We start from the raw sequence: 19,292 nt of genomic DNA on the forward strand, positions 1-19,292 counted from the left end.
CCCAGGGCGATGGTCACGGTCCCGGCGGTCACGGCCTGGGAAGCGGAGGTGGAGGAAGTGAACGCACCGTAGGTGCCCATCCCGGCGACGGCGGCTGCGGTGCCGACCAGGGCGACGGAGGCGAGGATCTTGCCGGAGGTGGTCTTGAGGCTGATGGCCATGTGAATCAGTGTCCTTTTCAAAGTGGCCACCGTTTCCCCGGACGGCCGATTCCTTGTTTCCAGCCTTACTGGCTGACAAGAAATACTCTGACGGCCCCACCTCAAGAACCCCTCCTGCAATCAATCAACAGTTCCTCAGGAAAGCCTCAAGAGTTTCGAGGCCTCGACCGCGTGCCGAAAGTCGTCCTGGAAGCCGATTTCCACAGGAACCATGCACTCAGTGCGGCAGGAGCCCCAGCACCGGAAGGACCACCGCCGTCGAAACGGCCATGGCCGCGGTGTTGCCGATCACCGGATGAAAACCGGAAGGCAGCCAAGATGCCACCAGACGGGCAAGGGGTGGTGCCAGCAGTGCACCCAGGAAGGCGCCGCCAATGATTGAGGCCCAGGATCCGTTGAAAGCAAGGACCGCGGCCGGGGCCACCGAAACCACAGGAGCGTAGGTGGCCGCCCAGCCGCCGTTACGGAACCATCCCCGCCACAGCACCACGCCCACCGCCGACGCAATGGCCTGGGCGCACAGGATGTGGGGCACCAGGTGGGAGCCGTAGGCAGGAAGGGCCGGATTCAGGACGAAAGCGGCCGCCACCCCCAGGATCACTCCGATGCCCGCCACCTCGTTCGCGAAGAAGAACGTTTCCGTGAAGTCCTTGAGGACCCGCCTCGCAGCCCAGTGGACTTCGTTCCGAAAAGACATTCCCGACGCCGGTGGGCACGGTTTCGCTGCTGCCTCCGGCATCCCGTCTGCAGGCAAAGGGTCCCCACCGGCCAGCAACCCCGGTACGTCTTCACGATCGCCGGCAGCACCTTGTGTGGCCCCCACCAGCCCGGGCATTCGCTGGATGACCAGGAACGACACCGCTGTCCCGATGGACATCGCCGCGACGTTGGCCACTGAGGACGGCAACCCCAGAGGGTCCGATAACAGAGCACTTAAGAGCACCGCCAAGGGTGTGGTGCTGGCGGCTCCGAGCACCGCCCCCGTCACGCACGTCTTCCATCCGGGACCGTGAACCAGAACCACGGCGGGCGCGACGCAAACAAAAGGGACGAACGTCGGCTGCCACCCGCCGTCGAGCATCCAACCGAAAGCTGCGTTGGAGATCAGGAGGCTGAGACACGCCGATGCCATCACCCACGGCCACAGCCCGGTGCCGTAGCTCAATTCGCCCGCCCAACGGCAACGACGGCGGCCGGCCCACCACGCGATCAAGGCGCCTGCCAGGAGCCCGATAGTGGCGAGTTCGGATTTGTAGAACAACGGTTCGGTCATGTCGCCCACGAGCCACCGAAGGGCGGACAAGGGCGATTGGTCCACAGCTTCAGCCCACCCCGAAAAGACCGGACCGATCCGCGGCGATTGCGGGGCGGTCAGAAGGAGCAACCCGGCGAAACCGACGATCACTGCGGCTATGCCAAAGGCGCCAACGACGGTCCCTGCAATGGTCCGTCTGACACCCGGTTTCACGTCGGGGCTAACGGGGGTGGCAACTGCGGCAATGAGGGTCATGGATGGTCCTGGCGTCCGAAGAGGCGGTGTTACGGTGCAGCGTAACCGCGCGTCGAACGTGGCCCACAATGCGGGCCGAACCATCGGATTATGACCGGAACGCGAGAGGCCCCGGCCCGGTTGTCAGCAAGTCACAACCGGGCCGGGGCCCTCAACGTTTCAGGCGGTCAGGCCTTCTTGCGTGTCAGCAGTCCCCAGATGATCAGGACGATCAGGGAGCCGCCAATGGCCAGCAGCCACGTGGAGAGCGACCAGAACTCGTTGATGCCCACGTTGAAGAGTGCGCTTCCGATCCAGCCGCCCAGGATTGCGCCCACCACTCCGAGGAGCAGGGTCGCCAGCAGTCCGCCACCCTGCTTGCCCGGCTTGATGGCCTTGGCGATAGCACCGGCGATGAGGCCCAGAATGATCCATCCAAAGAATCCCATTTTTCTTCTTTCTCTCGTGCGGTGGCCCTTGGCTACGCCGTTCGGCGCTTACCAGGAACCCTCATTTATGCCCGCCAGCGGAGTCGCCGGAACATACCGACGACTTGGCTGGCTGACGGCCTGCCGGCAGGGTCGGGGTCTGTCATGGCGTGCAACACCATGGACCAGCGCCGCCGGACCGTGCCGGGAACCCGTGGTTCGCTCAACGTCCTTGCCACCATGGACTCGAGCGGAGGCCCTGGAAACGCCTTGGTGCCGGTGAGGCACTCAAGGGTCACCAATCCCAGGGCATAGATATCGCTGGCCGGGGTAGGCGTTTCACCCCGGACAGCTTCGGGACTCATGTAGTGGGGCGTCCCCGACGACGAACTGCGCGGCGCGTGGCCCGGACTGATGGCGATGCCGAAGTCGGTCAGCATCGCCCGCCCCGCATCTGTCGTGCCCGGGACCAGGATGTTCCCGGGCTTGATGTCGTTGTGCACCACGCCGCGACGATGGATGTAAGCGAGCGCCTTGGCAACATCGCTCATCCACGCCATGGTCGGAAGCGGCCCGGCAGGAGCCTCGCGCAGGACGGCCCGGAGGTCCTTGCCGTCCACCAGATCCATAACCACGAAGTTCCGGACCTGCCCTTCGACGGCCAGCTCGCCCGAATCGCGCAGCCGGACGATGTTCCGGTGACGCAAGCGCCTGTGAATGTGCAACTCCTGGTGGAAAGCCGTGGACGTGCCGGGCTGCGGGTCAAGGGTTTCAGCTCCACGGAAGATCTTGGCTGCGCGCAACGTTCCCGTCCGCTCGTCCCACGCTTGGTGCACCTGGGCTTCCGATCCGCCACCGAGCCAGCGCCCCAGCCGGTATCGCCCGCCCAGCAGCAGGCTGTGGCTTCCGCTCCCAGCCGCCGCTTCCGAGCCCATCGCTTCGTGATGCAGGCTCGACGGCGGTGTTCCCGGCTTTGTGGGGCCGGTTGGTGTAACGAGCGAAGTCACTGAAGGAGTGCTTCTACGTCCGCTGGGACAACTCCGACTGCCCGGGCCAACGCTTCGCGCTCAAGTCCGCTGTCCACAGCTTTCTTGAAGGCCAATTGGAAGGTGTTCCTTGCGATGGCCAGTTCGTGTTCAAGGCTCTGCCAACGCTGGGCCGCTACCCATACACTGCTGACGGGATCCATGGCATCGATGTCCATCCGGAATCCGCAACCGCAAGCCCATTCGGGCCATATCGGCTCAACCGAGGTCCACTGCATTGAGGCACTGCCCGGCCCGGAAGAGATCGCCATGCTGGAGCCACAGTGCGTGGGTCCAGCGAGGACGGACACGTCCTGGCACGCGTCTCCATGGTGCACGTGATCCGTTCCGCGAAGCGGCTCATCCGCGGGAGCGTGCTCCCTCACTACGACAGTCATTGTCTCTCCCACACCCTGGTAAGTAACTCGACTATCTAGTTATATGTGTACTTATCAATTCTGTCCAGTTGGCTTTACGTCGGGTTCCACCTGATCAATCGCCTCGCGGATGCGACGCAGGAAGTCCATAACCACCAAGGATTCGCCGCGGCTCAGGGAAGCAGCGACATCCAGCATCCGCCCATGCATCCCGCTGAGGGTGTTGCGAACTTCAAGGTCGGAGCCCTTCGTGGGCCGCAGCACCAGGGCACGCCGGTCAGTGGGGTGGGGTTCGCGCACAACATACCCGGACCTGACCAATCGATCCACCAGGGTGGTCATCGACGCGGAGGTAATACCCAAGCGGGCAGCAAGCTCCTTCGGCCCCACATCCCTGCCGGCACGCTCGTTCTCGAGCAGGTAGCGCAAGGCGAGCAGGTCGGTTTCACCCATCCCCATGGACGATCCGGTGCGCCGCCGCATTGCAGCCTCCGCACTGCGGTAATCCCGCAGCGCATTCAGTACTTCGACCGCTGCGGTCTCCTGCCCGTACCAATATCCTTCCTTAACGGCATTCGCTGTCATGAAAAATCCTTCGTTAGACGAGTAACACGGTTGTCTAAGTTCTTTCATCTTAGCGAAGGGTACGGAGTCAGCAACCTTTCACGACGGAGGCGGGCAGGCCGACGTCGTGCGTCTGCCGAACCGCGCCCAATATAAGGCCGCGCACCTGCCGGGCTCCGACCGCGCACCTGCGGGGGCCACGCGCGAGAGACAGTCCGCGCGTTGGCCGTGCCGCCTATTCGCCTGCCGCACGTTTGGAAGGGCCCCGCATTCAGCAGGAAGGCGTCGTCAGGCCGGGCCCAACCGACGCCACACGGCAGGCGCCACCACCACCGCGACGCCGATGGCGGCACCGATCACTGTCTCGACGATGCGGTCGCGCAGCAGCAGCCCGGGATCGACGGGAGCTGCAAGCAACGTGGCGAACAAGGCCAGGGGCGTCACGAAGACCTGGGCCACGAGGTACTGCCGCGCAATGAAGAGCTCGGCGCCGAACTGGCAGGCAGCGATCACCAACACCATGGCCCAGGGTGCAGGGTTGAGCCACAAGATACCGGCCAGCAGAACCAAGCCAATCACGGTGCCCGCGATTCTTTGGATGCCGCGGCTGACGCGGTGCCTGGTGGAATGGCCCACGAGCGGAACCACTGCAGCCACCATGGCCCAGTAGGTGTGCCCGAAACCGAGCCGCTCACCCACCAGCGTCGCGATGGTTCCTGCAAGGCCCGCGGCCACGAGGTACCCACCACCCTCGAGCCAGAATGCGCGCCTCTCAAGCGGCGTGTGCCGGATACGGGGCGGGCGCTTCCACGGCGTGCGGTGGCTCTTGACCACGCGGGCCGACATCCCGATCAGCAAGCACAGGACGGTGGTCAGCACGGAAACGAGCATCGCCTCCCACAGCGGTGGCTGGGCGGCAATGGACGCAATCGCGGCGAAGGCGAAGATATGAAAGAGCGAGCCGCCCGGACGCAGCCGCCACGCCGCAACAACCACGGAACACAGGCCCGCAACCAGCGTGGTCACGGCGGTGAGGAGCCAGGAATACGCGGTTCCGTCGATCCCGAGCGACTGTGCCACCCGTGCCGTCAACGTCGCCAGGAGGATCACCAAAAGCATGAAGCCACCTGCCCGGAGCTGGCTGCGGAAGCGGAGGCTGTGCGGCTCGTTCCGGCCGTAAATTCCCGTAAACGCACCGAACGAGGCAAACACCGCTAGATCCAGGCGACCCATGAGCAACAGCGTAATCAGCGGAACAAAAACACCAACAGCGCAGCGGAGGGCCGGGTGATGGTCCTTGTTACCGGGACCCATCGTGAACATTTCCGCTACAGCCTTCAAGGGGCGGCTCGCCTTTCGTCGCAGGATCAAACGCACGACGGCGGCACTGGCGTCCGCTTCGAATCTTACGCCCGGCCCCGCGGACAACCCCGGGTTTATCGGCGCTTAGTGCGCCTTATCACGGACGGCTTTGGCCGCAGGCTGCTGGCAGCAACTGCTCCGTCGGACAGAGTCAGAGGACGAGGCCCCAAGCCCAGACCGCACGGCCCGGAGCTTGCGTGCAGGTTCCGTCCTGGAAGGGCAAACCAGGTGGTCGCCTGCACACAAGCTCCGGAGTCTAGAAGCTCGTAGCGTTCGGACTGATGAACTGTGAAGTGGAGAGGGCATTGCCCGCGATATCCGACAACCCGGACGACGGCGTGAACTTGGCTGCGGCCGCTCCTTGGGCTGTTGTGTTGGGGCTTCCCGAAGAGAGGGCACCCAACGTGATGGTTAGGGTCTTCGTCGTTGGGTTCCACACCAAGACTGACGCACTGGTAGAGGACCCCCTGAACGTCACCGAACCGGAGTTCTCGTAGTCCTTGCCAAGGGACACTGTGCCGAAACGGAAGGTGTTGCAGGCACTGTTCGTGACGCTGACAGTGAGGCTGTCGGACGAGTTGATGGTAACCGTCACCTGGTTGCTGCCACTGATGGTCTGAGTAGCGGTGTCGCTTGACCAGGCGCTGCAGACCTTACTGGCGTCCAAGGCTTCCGAGTATGTGACGGTGATGGTGTCGTTTTCTTCGACCTTGCCGAGGTTGCCGCCACCGTTGCCGAGTTGGATGTTCGTGACGGTTGGGGCCGTGGCATCCTTACTGGACGTATCCAGGCCGGGCTGGCTCGTATTGCCTGCGGCGTCGGTGGCCCGGGCGGAATACGTTATTGTGCCGTCGTTGAGAGTGCTCAGATTCAGGCCGCTGGTGGACCAACTGCCGGAGCCGTTCGCCGTACGGGTCTGCGTCACGGTGTGTGCAGCGCCCGCGTCGGTGACGGTCAGCACAATTGTCGAGTTCGCTTCAGCCGTGCCAGTCACCGACACATTGGAAACGTTGGAAGCTGTGATCAGCGTCGGTGCATTCACAGATGGTGCGTTGGGAGCTGTTGCGTCCACCGTGGTCGCGGTACTCCGCAGGCTCTCGCTGCCCTGCCACTGGGAGATCATCGGCGTCACGGCGTAGTACCAGGTACCCGTAGTAGCCGTGTCCGTGCAACTCAGGGCCGACACCGTTCCAGTGCAGGTGCCGGATCCAGCCACTTTGGTTCCGCCACTTGCTGAGGTGTAGCGGGAGATGCTGTAACCGGCCACTGGCTTTCCAGCCGCCGTCGAACTTGCCGCCCAGGTGACCGTCACATTGCCGGCAAGCCCGACTGTTGCGACCGGCTTGGCTCCCTGCGCCACCGTGTCCGCTTTGGCTCCGCCAGCATTGCTGCTGACAGTCGTCCAGAATGCGCTGGCCGCAGGACCACCCCACGAAACCAGGAGTATTCCGAGCAAGACCACCATGACCCGGTTCCACCGGCCCATGGTGAACTTCTCCGGGGCTCCTTGGTTTGCTCGGCGGTTCACTTCTTGACCTCCACGGTGACTGGGACGCTGAAGAGGGAGCCTTGGCAGGCAGACAGCGAGGCTGTGCTCATGCTTGCCGCGTTCGGGAGCCTCAATAGCGCCGAAGAATTGGCTGGAATGGTTACTTGCTGGGGTAGCGCCGGCGTAAGCGTCACGCCTGTTGTGGTGCAGCCAGGATGGGAGGCGTCGGCCGTGACTGCCCCATTCGGCGTGACGCCGATGACGGTGACGGCGTACGGATTGGGGTTGGTGGCGCGGAGTATGGCGTCCGCGTTCCCGCCTGGGACGAGGCTGTTTTGGGGAGTGTCACCACCGAGGAGTGCAACCACCGTGACAGTCTGCATGGTCCCATTAGTCGCAGCGCCAGCGCCTGTCCCGGTGGTGGCCCAGTAGGCGTAAGCGGAACCAACGCCGCCCAGGACGCACAAGGCAACCGTGGCCGCCGCCGTTCGGGCGAACCTGCCTGGCTGCGTGGGCCTGACTCGAGGCGCGCGGGAGAAGTCCATGTCAGTTGCCCTGTCCCGTGCCGGAGTAGGTGAGTTGGAGGGTGGCGCCTTTGCAACCGTCCTGAAGGAGAGGGGTGTCCAGCATGGTGATCCGGGGCCAGCCCGTTTCGGCTACGCCCAGGCCGGAAAGTGAGCTGGGACCGGGTTGAACGGCAAGCGGATAAGCCCCGGTGTACTGCGTGATGCTGTAGTCAGCAGCACTGCAGGGAAGGCCCGCTGCAACAGCTGCAGGCGTGCGCACTACCTGGCCAATGGCGACAGCGAGGTTCGTCACGGCAATGCTCTTGCGTTCAGGGTTCGAGATCTGCAGGTCCAGGGGGAGGGAAACACCGGGAGCGAGCGCACCGGACAGCGAAGCGGAAACGCCGAAGGTCCTCTTGACCTCCTTGACCTGCAACTGCGCTTTCGCCGTGTTGGACTGAACCGCCCCGCTGGTTGCGGTCACGGTGAAGTCGGATTTTCCCGCGGGTGTGGTGGGTGACGTCGAGACGGTCAGAGTCGCTTTTGCCGAACCGCCGGATGCCAGAACCACCGACGACGGCGACCAACCCGCCGTCGTTCCCGTGGGGAGTCCGGCGGTGGACAGAGAGACGGTCCCGGAGAAACTACCCGTAGCCAAAACAGATACTTCGTACGTGGCCGACTGTCCTTGATCGACACTGCGGCTGGCAGGTGACAACGCCACGGTCAGGCCCTTGGATCCATTCCCTGACGCGGCCGGCCCACCACTTTGCCCGACACGAAGGACACCGCAGGCGGCCAGGGTGGTCACCACGGCCAACACAACCAGCAGTCCCAGGATGGATGCGCGGATTGCTGCTCCGGGTCCACGGAAAAAGCTTGTGCCAAACACTGGGAGCTGGGCCATGGGGTCTCCTTCCGGGCTGAAGCGATGGGATCCTGACGGGACGAACCAGCCGGGGGCCTTCCTCGTTCGAGGCGGTCCCCGGCTGGCGGAGTGTTAGTTGCTGGTGACGTTGACCGTCACGATCGCCGACTTGCAGGCGTCCTGGTTCACGGTGGCGTTGTCGTTGAACTTCAGGACGCCGCTGCCCACAGATGTGCCGGTCGCGTTGGCGGCGACGAGTGAATTGCTGGTCACCGCAGTGACTTCGAACCACGCCGGAAGACAGCTGGCAACGTTGGTGGTGACGTTCGCCGTGAGTGCACCAACCACAGTGCCGGTGGTGGTGGAGTTGTCCGCAGTGTAAGCAACATTGACCTGGTTGCCTGGCGCCAAGCCGCCCGCAAAGGTGGCGTGCAGCGTGACCGTACCGCCGCCGGTGGAGTTCGTGGCTGAGCCGCTTCCGGAACCCGTGGTGGTCCAGTAAGCGTAGGCTGCGCCGCCACCGACGGCGACGAGTGCCACGCCTGCGACGGCAGCAGTGACACGGCTCTTCTTGGAAAGCTTGCGCATGATTTGACTCCTTGGTTGATCGATCTGCCGGGGAGCCGCGGCGCAACCCCCACCATCCGCCGGTGCTGGTCGGATGAAGCGATGCCCCCAATGGTTCAGCTCTCGCAAGAGCCCTGACTACTCTTGGGTGTACCCCACTTTTCTTCTCGAACAAGGGGCTGGAAATACCTTCATTCCGCAGGCAAGTACTCAGTTTTGGGAAGTCCGGCTACTTGGTTTCGTTGACCCGTTGCAGCACGCCAGGGTCACGCTGATGGTGCTGGCCTGCTGTTCGATTCCGCGCCAACACTGGGCTTCGCACGCGCGGGCACCGCTCCCGCACACGCCCTTCCCGCTCGATGAAAAGGACCCTTTGCTTTGTACTTGAATTTTGGGGCCTGGCTCTCGCCCCGCCGGGGCCTCCCGAGCGTGCTGCGCGAACTTTGTGCCTGTCTTGAGCGAAAACTGCGCTGATATTCGAACGGTCCGGGTGTGTGACTTAACCACGACGGCGGTCCGGTCGCCTTCGCGAGGTGACCAGACCGCCGTCGTACTTCTTTGCTGTTTTTGCTCCGCGCCTGACTCGAACACTTCCGTCATGCAGGCGGATTCGCAGTCCCGCTGCGGTGCTGCGGTTTTAGCTAGCCGTGTGCGGCGAGGATGGTGGAGGCTTCCTGGCGGGTGGTGCCGGAGGACTCGATGTGGGCGAGGGCTTCGGGGATGTCCCAGCCCTTTTTGCGCATCGCGGTGGCCCAGAGCCGGCCGGCCCGGTAGGAGGAGCGGACCAGGGGCCCGGACATGACCCCGAGGAAGCCGATCTCTTCGGCCTCGTGCTGGAGGTCCACGAATTCCTGGGGCTTGACCCACCGGTCCACGGGCAGGTGCCGCTCGGACGGGCGCAGGTACTGGGTGATCGTGATCAGGTCACACCCCGCGGCGTGCAGGTCCCGGAGCGCTTCGGAGATCTCTTCCCGGGTCTCGCCCATGCCCAGGATCAGGTTGGACTTGGTCACCATGCCCAGGTCCCGGCCCTGGGTGATGACATCCAGGGACCGCTCGTACCGGAACGCGGGACGGATCCGCTTGAAGATCCGCGGCACGGTCTCGACGTTGTGCGCGAACACCTCGGGCTTGGACTCGCAGATCGCGGCGATGTGTTCGGGTTTGCCGGAGAAGTCCGGGATCAGCAACTCCACCCCGGTGCCGGGGTTCAGTTCGTGGATCTTGCGGACCGTTTCGGCGTACAGCCACACGCCTTCGTCTTCGAGGTCGTCACGGGCCACCCCGGTCACGGTGGCGTACCGCAGCTGCATGGCCTGCACGGACCGGGCCACCTTGGTGGGTTCGAACCGGTCCAGCGGGGAGGGCTTGCCGGTATCGATCTGGCAGAAATCACAGCGCCGCGTGCACTCGGACCCGCCGATCAGGAACGTCGCTTCCTTGTCTTCCCAGCACTCGAAAATGTTCGGGCACCCGGCCTCCTCACACACCGTGTGCAGGCCTTCCTTCTTCACCAGGTTCTTCAACCCCACGAACTCCGGCCCCATCTGGACCTTCGCCTTGATCCACTCAGGCTTACGCTCAACAGGGACTTGGGCGTTGCGGGCCTCGACGCGCAGCAACTTACGGCCTTCAGGTGCCAATGTCATGGGAGTTCCTTCGTTGTGTTCTGTAGATTCGTGCCGACTGTGCGTTGTGGGCCCGTTGTACATCCCCGCTGCGGAATTAACGCGCAAAGCGGGCCTGGCAATCTCAGCATTCGACGACGTTGACGGCCAGGCCGCCCATCGCGGTTTCCTTGTATTTATGGGACATGTCCTTGCCCGTCTCACGCATCGTGACGATCACTTCATCCAACGACACCCGGTGCGTCCCATCCCCCCAGAGCGCCATCTTCGCCGCGTTGATCGCCTTCGCCGCAGCAATCGCGTTCCGCTCAATACACGGAATCTGCACCAACCCGCCAATCGGATCACACGTGAGCCCCAGGTTATGTTCCATCGCGATCTCCGCCGCGTTCTCCACCTGCCCCGGAGAACCACCCATCACCTCAGCCAACCCCGCAGCAGCCATCGACGACGCCGACCCCACCTCACCCTGGCACCCCACCTCAGCACCGGAAATCGACGCCTGCTCCTTATACAACACACCCACCGCACCAGCAGCCAACAAGAACCTGACCACCACATCATCACGGTCCGCCTGGGACGCCTGATCCATGCCCGGGGCGTAATGCAACGCGTAATACAACACCGCCGGAATAATGCCCGCCGCACCATTCGTCGGCGCCGTCACCACCCGCCCACCGGAAGCGTTCTCCTCATTCACAGCAAGAGCGATCAGGTTCACCCACTCCTGCCAATACTTCGGATCGTTCCGGTCCTTGTCCTCCTTCAACAGGCGCTCCAGCCAGTCGGGAGCACGACGGCGGACCCTCAGTCCGCCGGGCAGCACACCTTCGCGCTTCAAACTGGTTTCGACGCAGGCCTGCATCACCGACCAGATATGCAAGAGCCCCTCCCGGATCTCCTCCTCGGACCGGGACGCGCGTTCGTTGATCAGCATGATGTCACTGATCCCCAACCCCTTGGACTGGCACCGGCCCAACAACTCCGCCGCGGTCCGGAACGGCAACGGAAGCTCCTGCTTTGACTCGTCGAGCTCCGCCTGAGCCGAGTCCTCCTCGCCCTCACGCACAATGAACCCGCCGCCCACCGAGAAGAACGTCGCTTCCTTGAGGACATTCCCCTCGGCATCGGTAACGGCGAACTTCATCCCGTTCGTATGCCGCGGCAGCACGGTCAACGGATGAAGCACCATATCCCCCACCGCATACGGCAAACGGACACCACCGCCCGCCCCGGAACCACCAACAGCACCAGCCAGGTTCAGCTGGCCCGTTTCCGCGATCGCCGCCAACCGCTCCTCCACCTCATCAGGCAGAATCAACTCCGGCTCGAACCCCTCCAACCCCAGCAACACCGCCGTGAACGTCCCGTGCCCCTTACCCGTCGCCGCCAACGAACCATACAAATCAACCCGCAACCCCGCCACAGCAGACAACACACCCGACTCAACCAACTCCCGGGCAAACACCGCCCCAGCACGCATCGGACCCACCGTATGCGAACTCGACGGACCAATACCCACAGAGAACAAATCGAAAACACCAACAGCCATGGCCGGGATCCCTTTCGGGGTTGAAGGACAAACAAGATGCGAGGCAAAACAAGAATGTGGGGGCCGGGCCAAATCCCGAGCCAAGGCGGCCCAGCCCCCGTGGAGGTCCCAGTGCGAACCTCCAAACCCGGTAATGACGTGGGGCATCCGTTCCCAGCGAATGCCCCACCCGGGTAGATCAATATGCAGCGAGTGCGCTGCGGCCCCAGGCAACGGCCGGCACTCAAGCGGCCACTCGGGCGACCACCAGCCTCACCAGCAACCACTCGGGCGACCACCAGCCTCACCAACGGCCCGTCGGGAGCGGGGTCCTCTGCGGCCTCGGTCGCTTAGGCGCCCGCTGGGCGGACGCGAAGCTCCCTTGGACGGCCGCTGCCGGACCCCACTCCCAAAGGGGCCACCTCCAGGTCACCTCCGTTTCGAGGTTCCGCTGCCAAACATGCCGTGCGCACGGCACACCCCGCAGCAATCCCCCTTATCGGTGAACGAGCCCACACCCAAACCAACCCGCGCCCCGGCACACCCCCGGTAGGTGGACCCCCAACAACCAAACCCACGAACCGGAGAGCGAACCCACATCCAACCCAACCCCCGCCCCGGCACACCCCGGGCAGGTAGATCCGTTTCCCAACAAACGAACCCGCGAACCCGTCTCGGCCACTTCGACCCGGACCACCGGCCGGGCACACCCCGGGCAGGTAGACCCCCAACAATCAAACCCACAAACCGGAGAGCGAACCCACATCCAACCCAACCCTGCGCCCGGGCACACCCTCGGCAGGTAGACCATTTACCGCCAGCCAGCGAACGACACCGACTCGCACACCGCCCATCGCGCCGAAACACCTGAAGGTCCCCCGGCACCTTGGCCATCCGAATCGGCCACCCGACCGCCGGCCCCTATGGGGCCGGCATCCGGAAGCGTGCGTCTAAGGGAGCGTCATGTCCGCTCAGCGGGCGTTTTCGCGACCGAGCACGCGGAGGATGTCGGCCCCATCGGGCCCACGCGACCGAGCACGCGGAGGACGTCAGGCCCGCAGGGCCAACGCACCGAGACTCAGCCCAGGTTCGCAACTCCCGGGTACAGCGGGTGAGCTTCAGCCAGGGTCTCGACGCGGTGACGCAGGCCCGAAAGGTCCGCATCGGCGTCGGCGATCAAGGCTTCGGCGATGATGTCCGCAACCTCGCGGAAGGCTGCTTCACCGAATCCGCGCGTAGCCAACGCAGGCGTGCCGATGCGCAGGCCGGAGGTGACCATGGGTGGGCGCGGGTCGAACGGGACGGCGTTGCGGTTGACGGTGATGTCGATCGCGGCGAGGCGGTCTTCGGCTTGCTGGCCGTCGAGTTCGCAGTTGCGCAGGTCCACGAGGACCAAGTGCACGTCGGTTCCGCCGCTGACAACGGAGATACCTGCCGCTGCCACATCCGGCTGCACGAGGCGCTCGGCGAGGATGCGGGCACCGGCCAGGACACGGGACTGGCGCTCACGGAATTCCTCGGACGCGGCGATCTTGAATGCCACGGCCTTGCCCGCGATCACGTGCTCCAGCGGGCCACCCTGTTGGCCGGGGAAGACAGCCGAGTTGATCTTCTTGGCGATGTCGGCGTCGTTGGAGAGGATGATGCCTCCACGCGGACCGGCCAGGGTTTTGTGGGTAGTGGAGGTGGTGACGTGGGCGTGCGGGACGGGCGAGGGGTGCAGCCCCGCGGCAACCAGGCCGGCGAAGTGCGCCATGTCCACCATCAAGTAAGCCCCAACAGAATCGGCGATCCGGCGGAACTCGGCGAAGTCCAACTGCCGCGCGTAAGCGGACCAGCCGGCAACGATGAGTGCGGGCTTGTGCTCCTGCGCCAGGCGCTCAACCTCGGCCATGTCCACGGTGTGGGTGTCCTCGCGAACGCCGTAGGGGACCACGTTGTAGAGCTTGCCGGAGAAGTTGATCCGCATGCCGTGCGTGAGGTGGCCGCCGTGCGCCAGGTTCAGGCCCATAATGGTGTCGCCCGGCTTGATGAGCGCGTGCATCACGGAGGCGTTGGCCTGGGCACCGGAGTGCGGCTGCACGTTCGCGTACTCGGCACCGAACAGCGACTTGATGCGGTCGATCGCGAGCTGTTCGATCACGTCAACGTGTTCGCATCCGCCGTAGTATCGCTTGCCCGGGTAGCCCTCGGCGTACTTGTTGGTCAGCACCGAGCCCTGCGCCTGCATCACGGCAACCGCGGTGTGGTTCTCGGAGGCGATCATTTCCAGGCCCCCGCGCTGGCGGCCGAGTTCGTCGTCGATCTTTGCCGCGATCTCCGGGTCCAGCTCGGAGAGCTGGGCGTCCAACGACGGCGAGACGACCTGCTCGAATTCGGTCACGGATACCGGGTTCACAGTTCACCTCCGTTGGCTGCGGCGTATTCCTCGGCCGTCATGAGCGGGCCTTCTTCAGTGGCGGCAACCTTGAACAGCCAGCCGGCACCGTAGGGATCGTTGTTGATGAGTGCGGGATCGTCCACCACGGCGTCGTTGATCTCGGTCACTTCACCGGTCACGGGCGAGTACAGGTCGGACACTGACTTGGTGGATTCCACTTCGCCGCAGGTCTCCCCCGCGGTCACCGTGGAGCCGACCTCGGGCAGGTCCACATACACAATGTCGCCCAGTGCATCGGCGGCCACCGCGGAGATCCCAATCCCCACAGGCCCACCCTCATCGGCAGCAACCCACTCATGCTCAGCCGAGTACTTCAGCTCGGCAACAACTTTGCTCATATCAATTCCTAACTTCTCGTTTGTCTAGAAACTCTTTGTGTCCTGGAACCCGGTTGGGTGGCGGGGAACCGGATCCCTCCGCGGGCTCGGTCGCGAGGACGCCCGCTGAGCGGACGTGTCGCTCCCTTAGACGCCCGCTTCCGGGATCCGCTTCCTCGCCCGCCGATCGTCACCACCACGCCACTCGCCATGGGAAAACCGCAAACCACCGCTTGGAACCAACCTGCGGCAGGTTGACCCGCATCCCCAACGCTTAGTAGTTCACACAGCGCCCAAGCCACCCGCCGAACATGTGACAAGAGCGCCCCTTCGGGTCCGGGGTCCGGCAGCGGGCGTCTAAGGGAGCATCGCATCCGCTCAGCGGGTGCAACTGCGACCGAGCCCGCAGAGGACGCCGGACCCGACGGGCCAGGTGACCCACGGCGTCGCCGAGCTACTTGGAACGCTTGTAGAACGGCAGCGGCACAACTTCGAACGGCTCGGCTTTTCCGCGGAGGTCCACCTCAACCACGGTGCCCACAGCGGAATGTTCGACGTCGACATACGCCAGTGCTACCGGGTAACCGAGCGTGGGGCTCGGCTGCCCTGAGGTCACTTCGCCGATCAGGGAACCGTCCTTGAGGACCGAGTAATGGCCGCGGGCCGCACGACGACCGGCCCCCTTGAGGCCCACGAGCTTCTGCCCGATCGTGGCGCCGACACCGGCTGCCTTGATCGCGGCCAGCGCGTCCTTACCCACGAAGTCGCCTTCCTTGGCCAGGGCAACCACGGGTCCGAGTCCGGCGGCATAGGCGTTGACGTGGCGGGAGAGCTCGTTGCCGTAGAGCGGCATGCCGGCTTCGAGGCGCAGGGAGTCGCGGGCTGCGAGGCCGGCGGGGATCAGGCCGTGGCCTTCGCCGGCTTCCAGCAACGCCTCCCACAGGGAGGGAGCGGCCTCATTGGGGACATAGATCTCGAAGCCGTCTTCGCCGGTGTACCCGGTGCGGGCCAGCAGGAGCTCGTCACCGGCGATCGTGACCTCGACAGCTGCGTAGTACTTCAGCTCCGTGACCAGTGCGTGCTGCTCGACGGGCACCAACGTCAGCAGGATGGCTTCGGCGTTGGGACCTTGCACAGCGATCAGCGAGGTCTCAGCGGTGGCGTCCTCCACCACAACGTCGAACCCGGCGGCACGCTTCAGCAACTCCGCGGCCACAACCGCAGCGTTACCCGCGTTCGGAACCACGAGGTACTTCTCGGGACCGCGTCGGTACGTGATGAGGTCGTCAATGATCCCGCCGTCGTTGTTGCAGATCAGCGAGTATTTGGCCTTGCCGTCGGCGATCGCGGACAGCTTGCCCACCAGTGCGTAGTCCAGGAAGGCGCCGGCGTCAGGACCGGTGACCCAGACTTCGCCCATGTGGGAGAGATCGAACAGGCCTGCGGCGTTGCGCACGGCGTGGTGCTCAGCAAGCTCGGACTCGTACTTGAGGGGCATCTGCCAGCCGCCGAAGTCGGTGAAGGAAGCGCCGGCCTTTTTGTGCTGCTCGTAGAGAGCGGTGTAGTTCTCAGACATGTCGGGATCCTTTAGTTCTCAAACTCTGCTGTGTTTTCCTCGAACGCTTCGAGGGGAGGGCAGGAGCACACCAGATTACGGTCACCCGCAGCGCCGTCGATCCGGCCGACGGGCGGGAAGTACTTGTCCTGCTTGAGGTTCGGCACGGGGAAGGCGGCCTGCTCTCGCGTGTAGTCACGCTCCCAGGAGGAACTTACGACGGCGGCTGCCGTGTGGGGTGCGTTGCGAAGCGGGGAGTTCTCCACGGAGAAGTCACCGGCGGCAACCTGTTCGATCTCGGCCCGGATGGTGATCATGGCCTCGATGAAGCGGTCGATCTCGGCGAGGTCCTCGGACTCCGTCGGCTCCACCATCAAGGTCCCGGCCACCGGGAACGCCAGCGTCGGAGCGTGGAAGCCGAAGTCGATGAGGCGCTTGGCCACATCCTCAGCCGTAACACCCGTACGGGCCGTGAGCTCGCGGAGGTCAAGGATGCACTCGTGCGCCACGAGTCCGCCTTCGCCTGTGTAGAGAATCGGGAAGTGCTCGTCCAGGCGGGAAGCGACGTAGTTCGCCGCCAGCAGCGCCGACTTGGTGGCCTCGGTCAGTCCTTCGCCGCCCATGAGCTTCACGTAAGCCCAGGAGATCGGCAGGACACCGGCCGAACCGAAACGGGAAGCCGAAATCGCCACGCCACCCTCCGAAGAAGATGCGTTGTTGGCGTCGCCAGGCATGAACGGCGCCAGGTGTGCCTTCGCTGCGACCGGGCCGACGCCGGGTCCGCCGCCGCCGTGCGGGATGCAGAAGGTCTTGTGCAGGTTCAGGTGGGACACGTCCCCGCCGAACTTACCCGGCTGGGCCAGGCCAACGAGCGCGTTGAGGTTCGCCCCATCCACGTACACCTGGCCACCGGCCTCATGCACGGCATCGCACACCTCAACGACGTCGGCGTCGTACACACCGTGCGTGGACGGGTACGTGATCATGATGCACGAAAGCACCTCGCGGTTGGCCTCGATCTTGGCCTTGAGGTCATCGTGGTCGATGGTGCCATCAGAAGCCGTGGCCACAACCACCACCTTCATGCCAGCCAGCACAGCCGAAGCAGCGTTCGTGCCGTGAGCCGAAGCCGGGATCAGGCAGACATTGCGCTGCTGGTCACCGCGGGAGTGGTGGTAGCCGCGGATCGCGAGCAGGCCGGCCAGCTCACCCTGGGAACCGGCGTTGGGCTGGATGGAGACCTGGTCGTAGCCCGTGATCTCCGTCAGATCAGCTTCCAACCCGGCAATCAGCTCGCGCCAGCCGGCAGTCTGGGAATCCGGAGCGAACGGGTGGATGGAGGCGAACTCCGGCCAGGAAATGGCCTCCATCTCGGCCGTCGCGTTCAGCTTCATGGTGCACGAACCCAACGGGATCATGGTGCGGTCCAGGGCGAGGTCCCGATCGGACAGCTTGCAGATATAGCGCAACAGCTGCGTCTCGGAACGGTGCGTGTTGAACACCGGGTGCTGAAGGAAATCCGAGGTCCGGACAACATCTGAAGGCAGCTCGAACCCTGCTGCGTCCCCTACCGGACCGGCACCAAAGGCGACGGCCACCGCGGACAGGACCTCCGGCGTCGTGGTTTCATCAACGGAGACACCCACGGTGTCCTCATCGATGAAGCGGAGGTTGATGCCGCGTGCTTCGGCGGCGCCGATCACCTTGGCGGCCTTGCCGGGGACGCGGACCGTGAGGGTGTCGAAGAAGGCGCCGGCCACGAGTTCGCGCCCGGCCTTCTCCAGCGCGGTAGCCAGGACACGGGCGTGGCCGTGGACGGTTTCGGCGATCGCCTTGAGCCCTTCGGGACCGTGGTAGACCGCATACATCGAGGCGACAATGGCGAGCAACGCCTGGGCCGTGCAGATGTTGGACGTGGCCTTCTCGCGGCGGATGTGCTGCTCGCGGGTCTGCAAAGCGAGGCGGTAGGCAGGCACGCCGGCGTTGTCCTTGGACACACCCACGATGCGGCCCGGAAGCGTACGCTCCATGCCATTGCGGACAGCCATGTACGCGGCGTGCGGGCCACCGAAGAACAGCGGCACGCCAAAGCGCTGGGCGGTTCCGACGGCGATATCGGCACCTTGTTCGCCCGGGGGCGTGATCAGGGTGAGCGCCAGCAGATCGGACGCGACGGTGACCAGGGCACCGCGTTCCTTGGCAGCAGCAATCACCGGAGCGTGGTTGAAGACCCGGCCCGAGACGCCGGGCTGCTGCAGGACGATACCGTTGATGTCGCCGTCGGGCAGGCCGTCGGAGAGGTCCGCAACAAGAACCTCGAAGCCCAACGCCTCTGCGCGGCCCTTCACGATCGCGATGGTCTGCGGCAGGAGGTCGGCATCCAGGACGGTCGCACCATCCTTCGCGGACTTGTCCTTGTTCGCCCGGCGCATCAGCAGCACAGCCTCGGCCACAGCGGTGGCTTCGTCCAACAGCGAAGCGTTGGCGATCGGCAGGCCGGTCAGGTCCTGCACCATGGTCTGGAAGTTCAGAAGCGCCTCAAGGCGACCCTGCGAAATTTCCGGCTGGTACGGCGTGTAGGCCGTGTACCAAGCGGGGGATTCGAGGATGTTGCGGCGGATCACCGGCGGCGTCACGGTGTCGTAGTAGCCCTGGCCGATCATCTGCACTGCGGTCTTGTTCTTGGACGCCAGCTTGCGGAGTTCGGCCAGGACCTCAACCTCGCTCAGTGCCTTCTGCAGCGTGAGCGGTGAGGACTGGCGAATGGAATCGGGAACAGCGACGTCCACCAGGCCGTCGACGGAGTCGTAGCCGATGGCCTTGAGCATGGTGTCAATATCGGCCTGGCGGCGGGCGCCAATGTGCCGGTCCGCGAATGCGGTTGGGGAGGATTGAACAGTCAAGAGGAACTCCAGGATTCAGGCGCCCGCTGAGCGCCATGGTGAATATGGGTTCCTCCCCGCTCTGTATTGGACCTGAGAGATT

Annotated in this window: 17 protein-coding genes; all 17 read right to left on the bottom strand. The window is 64.5% G+C overall.

Annotated features, from left to right (window positions below):
* Window positions 1-161: SipW-dependent-type signal peptide-containing protein (locus ACIQTZ_RS22570; protein WP_402984391.1), on the bottom strand; the 161-nt coding region annotated here is incomplete at its 3' end.
* Window positions 162-378: 217 nt separating this feature from the next.
* Entirely contained in the window at window positions 379-1,671 is a 1,293-nt protein-coding gene (locus ACIQTZ_RS22575; protein ID WP_402984333.1) for a hypothetical protein, read from the bottom strand.
* Window positions 1,672-1,838: 167 nt separating this feature from the next.
* Window positions 1,839-2,099, bottom strand: coding sequence for a GlsB/YeaQ/YmgE family stress response membrane protein (locus ACIQTZ_RS22580; RefSeq protein WP_397326500.1), 261 nt, complete (start codon window positions 2,097-2,099; stop codon window positions 1,839-1,841).
* Window positions 2,100-2,164: 65 nt separating this feature from the next.
* Window positions 2,165-3,085 (bottom strand): serine/threonine-protein kinase, encoded by a 921-nt coding sequence (locus tag ACIQTZ_RS22585; protein ID WP_402984336.1) that lies wholly within the window; start codon window positions 3,083-3,085, stop codon window positions 2,165-2,167.
* Window positions 3,082-3,501, bottom strand: coding sequence for a hypothetical protein (locus tag ACIQTZ_RS22590; protein WP_400333095.1), 420 nt, complete (start codon window positions 3,499-3,501; stop codon window positions 3,082-3,084). Before ACIQTZ_RS22590 ends, ACIQTZ_RS22585 begins: the two co-directional genes overlap by 4 nt.
* A 54-nt stretch (window positions 3,502-3,555) precedes the next feature.
* On the bottom strand, window positions 3,556-4,065 hold the full coding sequence (locus ACIQTZ_RS22595) for a MarR family winged helix-turn-helix transcriptional regulator (RefSeq protein ID WP_400333092.1): 510 nt from the start codon (window positions 4,063-4,065) through the stop codon (window positions 3,556-3,558).
* A 267-nt stretch (window positions 4,066-4,332) separates the two neighbouring features.
* Window positions 4,333-5,385 (bottom strand): FUSC family protein, encoded by a 1,053-nt coding sequence (locus ACIQTZ_RS22600; protein ID WP_402951576.1) that lies wholly within the window; start codon window positions 5,383-5,385, stop codon window positions 4,333-4,335.
* Window positions 5,386-5,662: 277 nt separating this feature from the next.
* On the bottom strand, window positions 5,663-6,934 hold the full coding sequence (locus ACIQTZ_RS22605) for an Ig-like domain-containing protein (protein WP_402984339.1): 1,272 nt from the start codon (window positions 6,932-6,934) through the stop codon (window positions 5,663-5,665).
* Window positions 6,931-7,440: a hypothetical protein gene (locus ACIQTZ_RS22610; protein ID WP_402984342.1), complete on the bottom strand. Its 510-nt coding sequence runs from the start codon at window positions 7,438-7,440 to the stop codon at window positions 6,931-6,933. The genes ACIQTZ_RS22605 and ACIQTZ_RS22610 overlap by 4 nt, the downstream gene beginning before the upstream one ends.
* A 1-nt stretch (window position 7,441) precedes the next feature.
* Window positions 7,442-8,308, bottom strand: a complete 867-nt coding sequence (locus tag ACIQTZ_RS22615) for a hypothetical protein (protein WP_402984345.1) — start codon at window positions 8,306-8,308, stop codon at window positions 7,442-7,444.
* Between the two features lie 93 nt (window positions 8,309-8,401).
* Complete coding sequence (locus ACIQTZ_RS22620; RefSeq protein ID WP_402984348.1) at window positions 8,402-8,857, bottom strand: hypothetical protein; 456 nt, start codon at window positions 8,855-8,857, stop codon at window positions 8,402-8,404.
* Between the two features lie 620 nt (window positions 8,858-9,477).
* Window positions 9,478-10,485, bottom strand: a complete 1,008-nt coding sequence (gene lipA / locus ACIQTZ_RS22625; RefSeq protein WP_402982384.1) for a lipoyl synthase — start codon at window positions 10,483-10,485, stop codon at window positions 9,478-9,480.
* 103 nt (window positions 10,486-10,588) lie between these two features.
* Entirely contained in the window at window positions 10,589-12,016 is a 1,428-nt protein-coding gene (locus tag ACIQTZ_RS22630) for an L-serine ammonia-lyase (protein WP_402984351.1), read from the bottom strand.
* A 1,057-nt stretch (window positions 12,017-13,073) separates the two neighbouring features.
* The gene (glyA, locus tag ACIQTZ_RS22635; RefSeq protein WP_402984354.1) at window positions 13,074-14,393 is read right to left on the bottom strand and encodes a serine hydroxymethyltransferase; all 1,320 of its coding nucleotides are present in this window, start codon (window positions 14,391-14,393) and stop codon (window positions 13,074-13,076) included.
* Window positions 14,390-14,773 carry a glycine cleavage system protein GcvH gene (gene gcvH, locus ACIQTZ_RS22640; RefSeq protein WP_402984355.1) on the bottom strand — a complete coding sequence of 128 codons (384 nt, stop codon included), beginning with the start codon at window positions 14,771-14,773 and terminating at the stop codon, window positions 14,390-14,392. The genes glyA and gcvH overlap by 4 nt, the downstream gene beginning before the upstream one ends.
* Before the next feature lie 433 nt (window positions 14,774-15,206).
* A complete protein-coding gene (gene gcvT / locus ACIQTZ_RS22645) occupies window positions 15,207-16,328 on the bottom strand; it encodes a glycine cleavage system aminomethyltransferase GcvT (protein ID WP_402984358.1) in 1,122 nt (373 codons plus the stop codon).
* Between the two features lie 11 nt (window positions 16,329-16,339).
* The gene (gene gcvP / locus ACIQTZ_RS22650; protein WP_402984361.1) at window positions 16,340-19,210 is read right to left on the bottom strand and encodes an aminomethyl-transferring glycine dehydrogenase; all 2,871 of its coding nucleotides are present in this window, start codon (window positions 19,208-19,210) and stop codon (window positions 16,340-16,342) included.
* Between the last annotated feature and the right edge of the window lie 82 nt (window positions 19,211-19,292).

The organism is Paenarthrobacter sp. NPDC090520 (genome assembly GCF_044769205.1).
In the GTDB taxonomy this organism is placed as follows: Bacteria; Actinomycetota; Actinomycetes; order Actinomycetales; family Micrococcaceae; genus Arthrobacter.

Coding starts and splice junctions, on each gene's coding strand:
- ACIQTZ_RS22575 (WP_402984333.1), bottom strand. CDS start 1,671: ATGACCCTCATTGCCGCAGTTGCCACCCCCGTTAGCCCCGACGTGAAA.
- gcvH (WP_402984355.1), bottom strand. CDS start 14,773: ATGAGCAAAGTTGTTGCCGAGCTGAAGTACTCGGCTGAGCATGAGTGG.
- ACIQTZ_RS22610 (WP_402984342.1), bottom strand. CDS start 7,440: ATGGACTTCTCCCGCGCGCCTCGAGTCAGGCCCACGCAGCCAGGCAGG.
- ACIQTZ_RS22595 (WP_400333092.1), bottom strand. CDS start 4,065: ATGACAGCGAATGCCGTTAAGGAAGGATATTGGTACGGGCAGGAGACC.
- gcvT (WP_402984358.1), bottom strand. CDS start 16,328: ATGTCTGAGAACTACACCGCTCTCTACGAGCAGCACAAAAAGGCCGGC.
- ACIQTZ_RS22630 (WP_402984351.1), bottom strand. CDS start 12,016: ATGGCTGTTGGTGTTTTCGATTTGTTCTCTGTGGGTATTGGTCCGTCG.
- ACIQTZ_RS22620 (WP_402984348.1), bottom strand. CDS start 8,857: ATGCGCAAGCTTTCCAAGAAGAGCCGTGTCACTGCTGCCGTCGCAGGC.
- lipA (WP_402982384.1), bottom strand. CDS start 10,485: ATGACATTGGCACCTGAAGGCCGTAAGTTGCTGCGCGTCGAGGCCCGC.
- ACIQTZ_RS22590 (WP_400333095.1), bottom strand. CDS start 3,501: ATGACTGTCGTAGTGAGGGAGCACGCTCCCGCGGATGAGCCGCTTCGC.
- ACIQTZ_RS22615 (WP_402984345.1), bottom strand. CDS start 8,308: ATGGCCCAGCTCCCAGTGTTTGGCACAAGCTTTTTCCGTGGACCCGGA.
- ACIQTZ_RS22580 (WP_397326500.1), bottom strand. CDS start 2,099: ATGGGATTCTTTGGATGGATCATTCTGGGCCTCATCGCCGGTGCTATC.